Consider the following 14,266-nt stretch of genomic DNA (forward strand, 5'->3'; position numbering starts at 1 on the left):
TTATTCGGTGACCGGCGCGTTGCCGGTGAGTTCGGCGCGCAGTTGGGCGACGAGGTCCTTGTTGATCGTCACGCCGACGCGGCGCTTCGCTTCGGCGGCGAGCTGTTCGATCAGCTCGTTACCGAAGGCGGGGGCGAGCGGCTGGGCGATCGCGGCGACGCGCTGCGGCTCGATCGCTTTCGGATCGGGGCGCTGCACGTCGTTGAGCGCGATGACCATCCAGCCGCGATTGCCCGGGATTTCGAGCGTCTTGACGCTGTCCTTCGCCATCGAGAAGAGCAGGGCGAGCTCGGGCGGGACGGGCTTGCCGTCGGCGCCGAGTTCGGCGCGGCGGCCGCCGATCGCCTGCACGCTGCCGATGTTCGGCCCCGCGGCGGCGACCGCTTCGTTCAGGCTCTTGCCGCCCTCGACCGCCTTCACGATCGCGCGCGCCTTGTCGCGGGCGACCTTCTGCCCCTCGGCAAAGCGCCATTCGCTGAGCAGGTCGGCGCGGATCTGCGCGAAGGGGGGCGGCGCCGCGGCGACGACCGACTTCACCGCATAGACGGCGAATTTCTCATTCTCGACGATCGTCGCGATATGGCCTTCGCCTTCGCCCGCGGCCTGGAAGGCCTGCGCGACGAGCGGCGCGAGTTCGGGCGCGGGCACGAAAGCGGGCTGGCCGGGCGCACGGCCGTCGGGCAGCAGCGCGGGGGTTTCGACGAGCGGGAGCTTGCGGTCGGCGGCGATTTCCTCGACCGAGGCGCCGCCATTCACGGCGTCCTGAATCGCGTTGTAATAATCGACGATCGCTTCGTTCGCCTTGTTCTTGGCGAGTTCGGTGCGGATCTCTTCGCTCGCTTGAGCCAAGGAGCGCGCGGGCTTGGCGGTGACGTCCTCGACGCGAGCGACGGTCCAGCCGAGACCGGTCTGCACCGGGCCAACGAGGTCGCCGCGCTGCGCCGCGAAAGCCGCTTTCGCGGCGGCGGGCGTCGTCGTTGCGGCATAGGCCGTTTCGGTCAGATCGCCGGTGGTCGAGGCGGAAAGCCCCGCCGCCTGCGCCGCTGCGGCGAGCGAGGCTCCGCCGCGAACCTTCGCGGCGAGCGCGTTCGCGGCCGCCCGGTCAGGAAGGATCACCTGCGCGAAGCGGCGCGTTTCGCTCGCGGCATATTGCGCGGCATTGTCCTTGTAGACCTTGGCGATTTCGGCGTCGGTGACCGCGGGAACGGGCACGGCGCCGCGGTCGAACAGCGCATATTGGATCACGCGGCGCTCGGGCACGGTGAACTTCGCCTTATTCTGCGACAGGAAGGTCCGGAGCGCCGCGTCGCCGGGATCGGCGGTCGGCGCGAAGGGACTCGAAGGAATGAAGGTCGCCTGGCCGCGGCGTTGTTCGAGGAGCAGCGCGGCATAGGGCTGCGCCATGCCGGGCGCGATGCGCGGCATCTGCGCGATCGGGGCGGCAAGCTGTTCGACCAGCAGTTGCTGGCGCAGGTCGCGGCGCAGTTGCGCTTCGCTGATGCCGTTCTGGCGCAGGAAATTTTCGAACACCGTCTGGTCGAACTTGCCCGACACGCCCGAGAAAGCAGGCAGGTCGGCGATGCGGCCGTCGATCAGCCGCTTGCTGACGCCGAAGCCCAATTCGGTCGCGAACTGGTCGAAGGCCGAGCCTTCGATGAGCTGGTCGAGCACCTGGTCGAGGCCGCCCGATTCGACGAAAGCGGCCATCGTCAGCCCGGGCTGATCCTGCCGCGCCTGATTATAGGTCTGACGGACGCGCTCGCGCAGTTCGCCGATCCCGATATTCTCGCTGCCGACCTTTGCGACGTTGGCGCCGCCCATTCCGCCGAAGGTCGAATTGCCGGTGACGTCGCTCAAGGCAAAGGCGACGCCGACGAGCACGACGAAGGCGAGGGCGAGAAATTTGCCGATCGTCGAGGAAAACAGGGCGCGGATGGCGGTAATCATGAAGCGGGCATTCTTTCCGGCAGGGCGCGGGTTAGGCGCGATTGCGCGCTGCTTTAGGCGGGAGGCGGTGCGGTATCAAGGCTGGAAGGGGTTTTGGTGAGGGTGCGACACGCCTTGCCTACGCCGCCCGCGCGCCGCTAGGGCGATGCCGAGGTTTGAACAGATGGAGAGGCGAGCAGATGACGCGGCGCAAATATGTGGTCGGCAACTGGAAGATGAACGGATTGACGGGCGCGCTCGCCGAGGCGCGGGCGATCTTCGCCGCGGCGGCGGATCATGCGGGTGTCGACGTCGCCATCTGCCCGCCCTTCACGCTGATCGCTCCGATGGTCGCCGCCGCGCCCGGCGGTGCGGTCGGCGGGCAGGACTGCCATAGCGCGGCGTCGGGCGCCTTCACCGGGTCGGTCGCGGCGCCGATGCTCGCGGACATCGGCGCGCGCGTCGTGATCGTCGGGCATAGCGAGCGGCGCGAGGGATTCGGCGAAAGCGACGCCGACGTGCGCGCCAAGGCCGAAGCGGGGCTGGGCGCAGGGCTGGCGGTGATCCTTTGCGTGGGCGAACCGCGCGAGGTGCGCGAATCGGGCGGGGCGATCGACTATGTGCTGGCGCAGATCGCGGGATCGGTGCCCGATGCGTTCGATCCGGCGCGCCTCGCCATCGCCTATGAGCCGATCTGGGCGATCGGGACGGGGCTGGTTCCGACGGTCGGAGACGTCGCAGCGATGCACGGCGCGATCCGCGGGGCGCTGGCCGCGCGGTTCGGCGATGCTGCCCAGCAAATGCGCATTCTCTATGGCGGGTCGGTCAATGGCGACAATGCCGCCGAATTGCTCGGCGCGGGCGATGTCGACGGCGCGCTGGTCGGTGGAGCGAGCCTGACGGCAGCGAAGTTCGTGCCGATCGTGGCGGCGGCGGCCGAATTATAATCGTCGCCCCCGCGAAGGCGGAGGCCGCTGGAGAGGTCGCGCAAGGCCGATTGCGGCCCCCGCCTTCGCGGGGGCGACGTTACCTTCCGGGTTGAAGCGAAGCCGCTTCGTCTCTATGTGCGCCGCGGGCGCGGTCCGTGTGAGGCCGCGCGAGTTCGGGAAATCATGATGTCCAGCCTTTTCACCTTCCTGCTTGTCGTCCAGGCGCTCGTTGCCGCGGCGATGATCGGCGTCATTTTGATGCAGAAATCGGAAGGTGGCGGCCTGGGCGTCGGCGGCAGCCCCGCGGGCCTGTTGTCGGCGCGCGGCGCGGCGGATTTCATGACCCGCGCGACGACGATCCTCGCGACGGCGTTCGTCGCGCTGTCGATCCTGCTCGCGGCGATGGCTTCAGTCGGGCGCAGCGGCTCGACGATCGACACCTCGCTGTCGAAATCGGCGCAGACGAGCGGTGCGGCACCGGCCTCGTCGCTGACCGCCCCGGCCCAGCAGGCGCCCGCAAATGCGGCGCCGGCCCCGGCGAGCGACGATCCGCTGGCGGCTGCGGCCGCCGCGGCGGCCAATCAGGAAGCCGCTCCGGCTCCCGCGCAGGCACCCCCCGCCAAGAAATAACCGGCGGCGCCGGCCTCCGACCAAACCCGCCCGGCGGAAAATATTTCCGCGGCAAGCGATTCGACGGCTTGCGCCGTCCCCCTCCCGTTGAGTAAGTCTTTCCTCCCATGGCGCGGTTCATTTTTATCACCGGCGGCGTGGTCTCCTCGCTTGGCAAAGGTTTGATGGCGGCTAGCCTCGCAGCCTTGTTGCAGGCGCGCGGCTATCGCGTCCGTATCCGGAAGTTCGATCCCTATCTGAATGTCGATCCGGGCACGATGTCGCCCTATCAGCACGGCGAGGTCTATGTGACCGACGACGGGGCGGAGACCGACCTCGACCTCGGCCATTACGAGCGTTTCACGGGCGTTGCGGCGCGGCAGAGCGACAATGTCACCTCGGGCCGCATCTATCAGGGCATCATCGCCAAGGAACGCCGCGGCGACTATCTGGGTGCGACGGTGCAGGTCGTCCCGCACGTCACTGACGCGATCAAGGAATTTGCGCGCGCCGAGACCGACGACCTCGATTTCGTGCTGTGCGAGATCGGCGGGACGGTGGGCGACATCGAATCGCTGCCCTTCATCGAGGCGATCCGCCAGCTCAAGAATGAAGTCGGGCGCGAGAATGCGATCTCGGTCCATGTCACGCTGGTGCCCTATATCGCCGCTGCGGGCGAGCTGAAGACCAAGCCGACGCAGCATAGCGTGCGCGAACTCGCGTCGCTCGGCGTCCAGCCCGACATATTGCTCTGCCGCTGCGAAAAGCCGCTGCCCGACACCGAACGCGCGAAAATCGCGCAATTCTGCAACGTCCGCAAGGAAGCGGTGATCCCGGCGCTCGACGCCGACAGCATCTATTCGGTGCCGGTTCAATATCATGGCGAGGGGCTGGACAGCGAAGTCCTCCACGCCTTCGGTATTCACGACGCACCCGCGCCCGACCTGTCGCGCTGGTACGACATCATGGACCGCAAGCAGCATCCCGAGGGCGAGGTGACGATCGGCGTCGTCGGCAAATATGTGTCGCTGCCCGACGCCTATAAATCCTTGAACGAGGCGCTGGTCCACGGCGGCATGGCGCACCGGGTCAAGGTCAATATCCGCTGGCTCGACGCCGAAATGTTCGAGCGCGACGAGGATCTCGCCGCCAATCTCGAGCCCATGCACGGCATCCTCGTCCCCGGCGGCTTCGGCGAGCGCGGGTCCGAGGGCAAGATTTCGAGCGTGCGCTTCGCGCGCGAACGCGGCGTGCCCTTCTTCGGCATCTGCCTCGGTATGCAGATGGCGTGCATCGAGGGCGCGCGGAACACGAGCGGCATCGCCGATGCGTCGAGCACCGAATTCGGCCCGACCGACGAGCCCGTCGTCGGCATGATCACCGAATGGATGAGCGCCGAGGGGTTGCAGAAGCGCGGCGCCGACACTGACCTCGGCGGCACGATGCGCCTCGGCGCCTATGAGGCGAAGCTGTCGCCGAACAGCCATGTCGCGAGCGTCTATGGCGCGAACGAGATCAGCGAGCGCCACCGCCATCGCTACGAGGTCAACGGCGCCTATCGCGAAAGCCTTGAAAAGGGCGGCCTCGTCTTTTCGGGCATGTCGCCCGACGGCATGCTGCCGGAAATCGTTGAGCGCCCCGATCATCCGTGGTTTATCGGGGTGCAGTTCCATCCGGAGCTCAAGTCGAAGCCGTTCGACCCGCATCCCTTGTTCGCGGGATTCATCGAAGCGGCGGTGAAGCAGAGCCGGCTGGTCTAGGACGAAGCAAAGGGGTGCAGGGGCAGATGGATCACGCGAAACTCGCCGAGTTGCAGGGCCCCGACAGCATCTTTTCCGGCCTGACGGTCGAGGACTGGGCCGAAATCGCGCGCCGCGCGGTGCAGGTCAATTTCGTCAAGGGCAAGGAACTGCTCGTCCAGGGCGACCCCAGCGACATGATGCTGATCCTGACCGAAGGCACGGCACGCGTGTCGATGCTGACTGCGGGCGGCCGCGAGATCGTGCTTGCCTATGCCGAACCCGGTGCGGTGCTCGGCGAGATCGCGCTCCTCGACGGCGGCGAGCGCACCGCATCGGTGACCGCGACCAGCGCGGGCAGCGCGCTCCAGCTCGGACGCAACGCGCTCAAGGATTTTGCCGCGAGCCACCCCGAATTCGCCTGGTCGCTGATGCAGCAGCTCGCGCGGCGGCTGCGTACCGCCGACCAGACGATCGAGAGCGACCGCGCCTATGCGTCGGGCCCGCGCCTCGCGCGCTATCTGAAGCGGCTGATCCGCAAGGATCTGGAGGTATCGCAGCGTGTCGAGCTGAGCCAGACCGAACTCGGCAATTTCGCCGGGATGAGCCGCGAGCATATCAACCGCCAGCTCAAGAGCTGGGAGGAATCGGGGGTGATTTCGCTCGAACAGGGACGCGTGCGCGTGCTCGATGCGGAGATGCTCGAGGATATCAGCGAGAGCGAGGGGTAGGGGCCGGTTTCGACCGCTAGGCGACATTCCGCATCTCATAATGTCGTCATTCCCGCGAAAGCGGGAACCCAGTGCATGCGTCGGCTGACCCCACTCTGGGTTCCCGCTTTCGCGGGAATGACGAAGATGGGGGCATGCCAGCTCCTCACCCCAAAGCTGTCGTTAGCATCGGAATCACAACGCCCGGGCCTCGTTTCCAAGACCCGGGCGCCTGTGACGAACACTCGCCATCCCCCTTGTGCGCAGGCCGGCGAAGGACCTGCACTCCCTGGAGCCGGGCCTTTGGGCCGCGTTGAACCAGAAGCCGTGGGGTAGGTCTTGGGCTCGGCTTTGTCACCCTCTGACGGGCAAATGCCCCCGCTTTTGCGGGTTGCTGTGACCTATGGGCAACACATTATCGCAAATCATTTGGGATTTGACGCCTTTCCAGCGGCCATTGCCAGCCCTGTTTTACCTGCCTAAAGCGGCTCTCATGCGTGTCACCACACATGCGCCGCAAAGGCCGGTCTCCTTATGATTCTGCGTCCTTACGAACGCACCATCTTCAAACGCTATTTGCTTCCGCAGCGCGGCGAGGGGTTCATCTTTGTCGCGGCGGCGTTCAGCTTCACCGCGGTGATGCTCGGCGTCGCGGCGCTGGTCGTGGTGATGAGCGTGATGAACGGCGTGCGCAGCGACTTGTTCGACAAGATTGTCGGGCTCAACGGCCATGCGGTCGTCCAGGGCTTTGGCGGGCGGATCGACGATTGGCGCGATGTGCTGAAACAGGCGAAGGCGACGCCGGGGGTCGTGTCGGCGACCCCGCTGATCGAGCAGCCCCTGCTCGCGACTTTCAGCGGGCGCGTAGAGGGGGTGCTGGTGCGCGGGATGACGGTGCCCGACATCCGCAACAACAAGACGCTGGGCGGCAAGGTGCTCCAGGGCAATCTCGCCAGCCTGACGGCGGGTTCGGGCCATGTCGCGATCGGCAGCGAACTGGCGCGCAACCTGGGCGCGCAGGTCGGGTCGAACGTCACGATCATCAACCCGCAGGGCCGCTCGACGCCGTTCGGCACGGTGCCGCGCGAGATCAGCTATCGCGTAACGGCGATTTTCGAGATCGGCGTCTATGATTTCGACAAGGCCTATATCGTCATGCCGATGGAGGATGCGCAATTGCTGCTGCTCACCGGCGACGCGGTGCAGATGATCGAGGTCAAGACCGAGGACCCGGACCGCGTCGGCGAGATACTGCAGCCGCTGGCCGAAAAACTCGCGGCGCAGGCGGTCGTCTCCGACTGGCGATCGATGAACGCGAGCCTGTTCGAGGCACTGTCGATCGAGCGCGTCGCGATGTTCGTGATCCTGTCGCTGATCATCCTCGTCGCGTCGTTCAACATCATCTCCTCGCTGATCATGCTGGTGCGCGCGAAGACGCGCGACATGGCGATTTTGCGGACGATGGGGGCGCCGCGCGACGCGGTGATGCGCATCTTCATGGCGATCGGGCTGTCGATCGGCATCGCGGGCACGATCGCGGGAATGATCGTCGGCTTTTCGCTGCTCTATTTCCGGCAGGGGGTGCTGCGCGGAGTCGAGTTCCTGACCGGCCAGCCCTTATGGGATCCGTCGATCCGCTTCCTCACCGAACTGCCGTCGAAGCCCGACCCCGTCGAGATCACCGCGATCGTCATCATGGTGATCGTGTTCAGCTTCCTCGCGACGCTTTATCCCGCCTATAAGGCCGCGAATACCGATCCCGTGCAGGTGCTGCGCTATGAGTGAGGTCGCATTGGAACTGGTCGGGTTGAAGCGCAGCTTCACCCAGGGCGACGTCACCATCGAAGTGCTGCGCGGCGTCAACGCCTCGCTGCGGCGCGGCGAGATCGTCGCGCTGCTGGGCCCCTCGGGATCGGGCAAGTCGACGATGCTGCAAGCCGTGGGCCTGCTCGAAGGCGGCTTCGAGGGCATCATCCGCATCGATGGCGAGGATGTCACGCGTTTCGAGCAGGGCGAGCGGACGAAGACGCGGCGCGAGAAGATCGGCTTCGTCTATCAATTCCATCACCTGCTCCCCGATTTCAACGCGATCGAGAATGTCGTGCTGCCGCAGCTGATCCGCGGCGCGGGGCAGGCCGAGGCGGAGGAGCGCGCGGCCGACCTGCTCGGACGGCTGGGGCTGGGAGAGCGGCTCCATCACAAGCCGAGCAAGCTGTCGGGCGGCGAGCAGCAGCGCGTCGCGGTGGCGCGCGCGCTCGCGAACCGGCCCTTGCTGGTGCTCGCCGACGAGCCGACGGGCAATCTCGACGAGGCGACGGCGGACCGCGTGTTCGACCAGTTCGTGGGGCTGGTGCGCGACCATGGCTCGGCGGCGCTGGTGGCGACGCACAACGAACGGCTGGCGGCGAAGATGGACCGTGTGTTGCGCTTGCACGAGGGGCATATCGAGGCGTAGGCGGCCCTTCCAAGTCCGTCATCCCGGCGAAGGCCGGGATCTCGCCCTTGCTCCTTGGCGCACCGGCGAGATCCAGGCTTTCGCCGGGATGACGACTCAGGATAAGATGGGCGGTGGGGAGAAGTAATATGGCGCTTTACGATCTTTCGGCGAAACTTCCGGGCGGCGGCGTGCAATCGCTGGCCGACTATCGCGGCAAGGTGCTGCTGATCGTCAACACCGCGTCGAAATGCGGCTTCACCCCGCAATATGAAGGGCTGGAGGAGCTGTATCGCGACTACAAGGATCGCGGATTCGAGATACTGGCTTTCCCGTGCAACCAGTTCGGCGCGCAGGAGCCGGGGGACGCCGAAGAGATCAGGAACTTCTGTTCGCTGACCTATGATGTCAGCTTTCCGCTGATGGCGAAGATCGACGTCAACGGCGACGATGCCGATCCGATCTTCAAGCATTTGAAGAAGGAGAAATCGGGGCTGCTCGGCAGCGGGATCAAGTGGAATTTCACGAAATTCCTAGTGGACCGCGAGGGCAAGACCGTGTCGCGCCACGCGCCGACGACAAAGCCCGAGCAACTCAGGAAAGAGATAGAGGCGTTGCTTTGAACTGTCGCCCCCGCGGAGGCGGGGGCCGTTGGAGAGATAGCGCCACGCCGATAGCGGCCCCCCGCCTTCGCGGGGGCGACGATTATGGCATGGTCGAATCATCAGCGTCACGTTAGCGTAACCAAATGGCCTACAGCCCCTTCGTTCCCCTGCGCGTTTTTTCCAGCTTCACGATGCTCGAAGGGGCGATCGATCCGAAGGCGATCGCGAAAGCCGCGCGCGAGCTCGGGTTTCCGGCGATCGCGGTGGCCGATCGCAACGGGCTCTATGGCGTCATGGCGTTCGGCGAAGCGTGCAAGGCGGCGGGGGTGCAGCCGATCGTCGGCACCCTGCTCAGCGTCGCGCGGCCCGGGCAACGGCTGGCGAACGGCGCGCCGCTGATCGATTGGCTCGCGCTTTATGCGCAGGACGACAAGGGCTATGACAATTTGTGCGCGCTCGTCTCCGCGGCGCATCTCGGCCGACCGGTCGAGCAGGAACCGCATGTGCTGCTGTCCGACATCGCGGGCAAGACCGACGGGCTGATCTGCCTGACCGGCGGCGGCGAGGGCGCGCTTGCGCGGCTGCTCGCGGGCGAGCAGAAGACGGCCGCCGATGACTATGTCGAACAGCTCGAAGCCATGTTCGGGGGGCGGCTCTATATCGAGCTGTCGCGGCGCGGCGATCAGGTCGAGATGGCGGCCGAAAATGCCCTGATCGACATGGCCTATGCGCGCGCGCTGCCGATCGTCGCGACCAACCCCGCCAATTTCGTCGAGCCGCAGTTCCACCCCGCGCACGACGCGATGCTGTGCATCGCGCAATCAGCCTATGTCGAAAGCGAGGATCGCCGCGTTTCGAGCCCCGAAGCCTGGCTGAAGCCCGCCGAGACGATGGAGGACGCCTTTTCGGATCTGCCCGAGGCGATCCGCAACACGCTGGTGATCGCGCAGCGTTGCGCCTTCATGGCGCCGAAGCGCAAGCCGATCCTGCCGAGCCTCGCCGGCGACCGCGAGGGCGAAGCGGCGCAGCTCAAGGCCGACGCGCATATGGGGCTCACGGCACGGCTCGCACATTATCCCGAGCTGACCGACGAAGAACGACAGGCCTATGTCACGCGCCTCGATTTCGAGGTCGACGTCATCACCCAGATGGGTTTCCCCGGCTATTTCCTGATCGTTGCCGACTTCATCAAATGGGCGAAGGCGCACGACATTCCGGTGGGACCGGGGCGCGGTTCGGGCGCAGGCAGCGTCGTCGCCTGGGCGCTGACGATCACCGACCTCGATCCTTTGAAGCTCGGCTTGCTCTTCGAACGCTTCCTCAATCCCGAGCGCGTGTCGATGCCCGACTTCGACATCGACTTCTGCGAAACGCGGCGCGGCGAAGTGATCCGCTATGTGCAAGAGAAATACGGCCGCGACACCGTCGCGCAGATCATCACCTTCGGTAAGCTGAAGGCGCGCGCGGTGCTCAAGGACACGGGCCGCGTGCTCCAGATGAGCTATGGTCAGGTCGACCGGCTGGCGAAGCTGGTGCCGAACCATCCGACCGACCCCTGGACGCTCGAACGCGCGCTTAACGGCGTCGCCGAGCTCATGACCGAGTACAAGCAGGACGACGGGGTGCGCCGCCTGTTCGACATGGCGCGCCAGCTCGAAGGCCTGCCGCGGCATAGTTCGACCCACGCCGCGGGCGTAGTGATCGGTGACCGCCCGCTCGACCAACTCGTCCCCCTCTATCGCGATCCGCGTTCGGACATGCCGGTGACGCAGTTCGACATGAAATATGTCGAGACCGCGGGGCTGGTGAAATTCGACTTTCTGGGCCTCAAGACGCTGTCGGTGCTGAAAGAAGCCAAGCGTTTGCTCGCGCTGCGCGGGGTCGACGTCGATCTCGACGCGCTCGCGTGGGACGATGAGGAAGTCTACGCCCTGCTCCAGCGCGGCGAGACGGTCGGGGTGTTCCAGCTCGAATCCGAAGGCATGCGGCGCACGCTGTCGGCGGTGAAACCGACCAATTTCGGCGACATCATCGCGCTCGTCGCGCTCTATCGTCCAGGCCCGATGGACAATATCCCGCTGTTCGGCGCGCGCAAGAACGGGCGCGAAAAGATCGCCTATCCGCACCCGCTGCTCGAAGGCATCCTCGCCGAAACCTACGGGATCTTCGTCTATCAGGAACAGGTGATGCAGGCGGCGCAGATTCTCGCCGGCTACAGCCTCGGCGGCGCCGACCTTCTCCGCCGCGCGATGGGCAAGAAGGTCCAGGCGGAGATGGACGCGCAGCGCGACACCTTCGTCAAGGGCTGCGGCGAGCATAACAATATCGCCCCCAAGGCCGCGAACGAGCTGTTCGACTTGATCGACAAATTCGCAGGCTATGGCTTCAACAAGAGCCATGCCGCCGCCTATGCGCTGCTCTCCTATCAGACCGCATGGCTGAAGGCGCATTATCCGCACGAATTTTTCGCGGCATCGATGTCGTTCGACAGCCACCAGACCGACAAGCTCTCGATCTTCATCGACGATATGCGGCGTCTCGACGTCGGAATCGCGCCGCCATCGGTCAACGACAGTGAAGCCGATTTCTCGGTCGGGCGCGGCGATGAGGGGCTGACGGTCCGTTACGCGCTCGGCGCGCTCAAAGGCGTGGGCGAGAAGGCGATGGAGGCGCTGGTCGCCGAGCGCGCGAAGGGCGATTTCGTCAGCCTTGACGATTTCGCGGGCCGCATCGATCCCAAGCTGCTTAACCGGCGGCAGATCGAGGCGCTCGCGGCGGCAGGGGCGTTCGACTGTATCGAGCCCGACCGACCGCGCGCCTTTGCCGGCGCCGAAAGCCTGCTCGCCTGCGCCAACAGCTCGGCGCACGAGCGTTCGACGGGGCAGGGCGGGCTGTTCGGCGGCGACATCACGATCGCGCCCGCGCTGCAGCTGCCCGCCGCCGAACCCTGGACGCTGGCGGAACGGATGACGCGCGAGAAGGAGGCGTTCGGCTTCTATTTCTCGTCGCACCCGGTCGAGCAATATGAGGCGATCGTCTCGGCGCGCGGCGCGCGATCCTATGGCGACATCTGCGACAATGTCGAAATGACGCCGGGGACGCGCATCCCGATGGTGATGGCGGCGATGGTCGAAAGCGCGCGGCCGCGCGTGTCGCAGCGCGGCAACCGCTTCCTCAACCTGACGCTGTCGGACCGCAGCGGCCAGTTTCAGTCGAGCTGCTTCGACGAGATGGCGGGCAAGACGCTCGAGGCGCTGGCGGCGGAAGGCGGCTGCGCTTTGCTGTCGGTCGAGCTCGACTTGCTCGAAGGCGAGGAAACGCCGCGCGTCACCGTGCGCGGCGCGCAATCGCTCGCGGACATGGCTGCGACCGCCGCGCTCCAGCTGACCTGCCGCGTCGACATGCCGTCGGCGATCGAGGAAATCGCACGGCTGCTTGTCAGGCGCGACGATGCGAAAGGCCGCGTGATCGTCACGACGATCGATCCGCTGACCGACGACGAGATTCGCATCGATCTCGGCCGCGGCTTCGCCCTCGGCCCCGACGCGGTCTCGCGGCTCGACATGATCGCGGGGGTGGCGGAACCTGCGCTGTCGCTCGTCGCACCGCGCGAATTCCGGGCGCGCTGACCATCCCCCTTGCGTGCGGGGCGTTTCCGACCCTATCCATGAGTGGCAACGATAAAATTGAGGATGCCGCACCATGGGAATGCAGGGCCAGCCGCTGCTCGTCACCAGCCTGATCGATCACGCCGCACGCGAACATGCGGGGCGCGAGATCGTGTCGCGATGGGCCGACGGCAGCATGACGCGATCGAACTGGGGAGACGTCGGCACCGACGCGCGGCGCTTTGCCGCCGCGATGGTCCGGCTCGGGATGAAGAAGGGCGACCGCATCGCAACGCTGGCGATGAACCACGGTCATCACCTGGTCAGCTGGTACGGCTCCGCGGGGATGGGCGGGGTGCTGCACACGGTGAATCCGCGGCTGTTCGACGAGCAACTGATCTATATCATCAACCATGCCGAAGACCGGGTGCTGCTGTTCGACGCGATGTTCCTGCCGATCGTCGAGCGGCTTCGTCCGCAATTGCCAACGGTCGAGCATTTCATCCTGTTCGACGCGCCGGCGCGCGAGGGCTATCTGTCCTATCGCGATCTGATCGATGCGGAAGACGGCCGCTTCGATTGGGTGGAGCTCGACCAACGCGATCCGGTCGGGCTCTGCTATACCAGCGGAACGACGGGCAATCCGAAGGGCGTGGTCTATGAACATCGCTCGAACGTCATCCACGCGATCACCGAAATCCAGCCCGATGTGTTCGACATGTCGAACCGCAGCGTGGTCCTGCCGATCGTGCCGATGTTCCATGCGAACAGCTGGGGTATTCCCTTCGCCGCCGCGACCGTGGGCGCAAAGCTGGTGTTTTCGGCGACCAACGACGCGCAGGTGCTGTGCGACCTGATGCACGACGAGGGCGTCACCCACAGCGCCGGCGTGCCTACGGTATGGCTCGCGATGTTCGCGCATATGGACGCGACCGGCATGGATTATGGCAAGCTTTACCGCGTGATCATCGGCGGATCGGCGGCGCCGCGCGCGATGATCGAGCGGTTCATGAAGGCGGGGATCGACGTCGGCCACGCCTGGGGGATGACCGAAACCTCGCCGATCGGGACGATGGGCAAAAGGCCGTGGAACTGGGACGAGATGAGCTTCGACGAGCGCGTCGACATCGTCGCGCGGCAGGGCTGTCCGCCGTTCGGGGTCGAACTGCGCATCGTCGATGACGAGGACAACGAGCTGCCGCGCGACGGCGAGACGAGCGGGCGGCTGCAATGCCGCGGCCCGTGGATCATCCGGCGTTATTTCAAGGCCGACAGCGATGCGGCCGACGGCGACGGCTGGTTCGATACCGGCGATGTCGCGGTGCTGCATCCCGACGGGGTCATGCAGATCACCGACCGCGCGAAGGATGTGATCAAGTCGGGCGGCGAATGGATCAGCTCGATCGAACTGGAAAATGCCGCGGTCGGCGCGCCGGGGGTACAGGAAGCCGCGGCGGTCGGCGTCTATCACCCCAAATGGGACGAGCGGCCGATCCTGCTGATCGTGAAGAAACCGGGTGCCGAGGTGAGCGAGGCGAGCGTGCTCGACTATCTGACGGACAAGGTCGCCAAATGGTGGCTTCCCGACGAGATTGTCTTCGTCGAAGAACTGCCGCATACGGCGACCGGCAAGATTTTGAAGCGCCAGATCCGCGACGATTACAAGGATTACAGGCTGCGGTCGTTGGCGGAGGCGTAAACATGGC

10 protein-coding genes are annotated in these 14,266 nt (G+C 65.8%); 9 read left to right on the forward strand and 1 reads right to left on the reverse strand.

Translation table 11 applies throughout. The features are described 5' to 3' along the window. Positions 1-1,947 carry a peptidylprolyl isomerase gene (locus tag QZL87_RS08900; protein ID WP_295326514.1) on the reverse strand — a complete coding sequence of 649 codons (1,947 nt, stop codon included), beginning with the start codon at positions 1,945-1,947 and terminating at the stop codon, positions 1-3. A 179-nt stretch (positions 1,948-2,126) separates the two neighbouring features. Here QZL87_RS08900 and tpiA point away from each other — a divergent pair, with 179 nt between their 5' ends. The 9 genes from tpiA to QZL87_RS08945 all read left to right on the forward strand — a co-directional run bounded on the left by tpiA (position 2,127) and on the right by QZL87_RS08945 (position 14,259). Then, positions 2,127-2,873, forward strand: a complete 747-nt coding sequence (gene tpiA, locus QZL87_RS08905) for a triose-phosphate isomerase (RefSeq protein ID WP_295326515.1) — start codon at positions 2,127-2,129, stop codon at positions 2,871-2,873. A gap of 168 nt (positions 2,874-3,041) precedes the next feature. Further along, positions 3,042-3,485 carry a preprotein translocase subunit SecG gene (secG, locus tag QZL87_RS08910; protein ID WP_295326517.1) on the forward strand — a complete coding sequence of 148 codons (444 nt, stop codon included), beginning with the start codon at positions 3,042-3,044 and terminating at the stop codon, positions 3,483-3,485. Positions 3,486-3,592: 107 nt separating this feature from the next. Further along, positions 3,593-5,224: a CTP synthase gene (locus tag QZL87_RS08915; RefSeq protein ID WP_295326519.1), complete on the forward strand. Its 1,632-nt coding sequence runs from the start codon at positions 3,593-3,595 to the stop codon at positions 5,222-5,224. A gap of 26 nt (positions 5,225-5,250) precedes the next feature. Next, positions 5,251-5,934, forward strand: coding sequence for a Crp/Fnr family transcriptional regulator (locus QZL87_RS08920; protein ID WP_295326521.1), 684 nt, complete (start codon positions 5,251-5,253; stop codon positions 5,932-5,934). A 513-nt stretch (positions 5,935-6,447) separates the two neighbouring features. Beyond that, entirely contained in the window at positions 6,448-7,698 is a 1,251-nt protein-coding gene (locus tag QZL87_RS08925) for a lipoprotein-releasing ABC transporter permease subunit (RefSeq protein ID WP_295326523.1), read from the forward strand. Further along, complete coding sequence (locus QZL87_RS08930) at positions 7,691-8,368, forward strand: ABC transporter ATP-binding protein (protein ID WP_295326525.1); 678 nt, start codon at positions 7,691-7,693, stop codon at positions 8,366-8,368. Before QZL87_RS08925 ends, QZL87_RS08930 begins: the two co-directional genes overlap by 8 nt. 128 nt (positions 8,369-8,496) lie before the next feature. Beyond that, positions 8,497-8,970, forward strand: a complete 474-nt coding sequence (locus tag QZL87_RS08935) for a glutathione peroxidase (protein ID WP_295326527.1) — start codon at positions 8,497-8,499, stop codon at positions 8,968-8,970. Positions 8,971-9,095: 125 nt separating this feature from the next. Beyond that, positions 9,096-12,581: a DNA polymerase III subunit alpha gene (dnaE, locus tag QZL87_RS08940; RefSeq protein WP_295326529.1), complete on the forward strand. Its 3,486-nt coding sequence runs from the start codon at positions 9,096-9,098 to the stop codon at positions 12,579-12,581. Between the two features lie 73 nt (positions 12,582-12,654). Continuing rightward, complete coding sequence (locus QZL87_RS08945; protein ID WP_295326531.1) at positions 12,655-14,259, forward strand: long-chain fatty acid--CoA ligase; 1,605 nt, start codon at positions 12,655-12,657, stop codon at positions 14,257-14,259. The last annotated feature ends 7 nt before the right edge of the window (positions 14,260-14,266 follow it).

This window comes from uncultured Sphingopyxis sp., assembly GCF_900078365.1.
Lineage (GTDB): Bacteria > Pseudomonadota > Alphaproteobacteria > Sphingomonadales > Sphingomonadaceae > Sphingopyxis.

Bases quoted from the DNA above. Each gene is read 5' to 3' on its own strand.
- QZL87_RS08900 (WP_295326514.1), bottom strand. From the start codon at position 1,947: ATGATTACCGCCATCCGCGCCCTGTTTTCCTCGACGATCGGCAAATTT.
- tpiA (WP_295326515.1), top strand. From the start codon at position 2,127: ATGACGCGGCGCAAATATGTGGTCGGCAACTGGAAGATGAACGGATTG.
- secG (WP_295326517.1), top strand. From the start codon at position 3,042: ATGTCCAGCCTTTTCACCTTCCTGCTTGTCGTCCAGGCGCTCGTTGCC.
- QZL87_RS08915 (WP_295326519.1), top strand. From the start codon at position 3,593: ATGGCGCGGTTCATTTTTATCACCGGCGGCGTGGTCTCCTCGCTTGGC.
- QZL87_RS08920 (WP_295326521.1), top strand. From the start codon at position 5,251: ATGGATCACGCGAAACTCGCCGAGTTGCAGGGCCCCGACAGCATCTTT.
- QZL87_RS08925 (WP_295326523.1), top strand. From the start codon at position 6,448: ATGATTCTGCGTCCTTACGAACGCACCATCTTCAAACGCTATTTGCTT.
- QZL87_RS08930 (WP_295326525.1), top strand. From the start codon at position 7,691: ATGAGTGAGGTCGCATTGGAACTGGTCGGGTTGAAGCGCAGCTTCACC.
- QZL87_RS08935 (WP_295326527.1), top strand. From the start codon at position 8,497: ATGGCGCTTTACGATCTTTCGGCGAAACTTCCGGGCGGCGGCGTGCAA.
- dnaE (WP_295326529.1), top strand. From the start codon at position 9,096: ATGGCCTACAGCCCCTTCGTTCCCCTGCGCGTTTTTTCCAGCTTCACG.
- QZL87_RS08945 (WP_295326531.1), top strand. From the start codon at position 12,655: ATGGGAATGCAGGGCCAGCCGCTGCTCGTCACCAGCCTGATCGATCAC.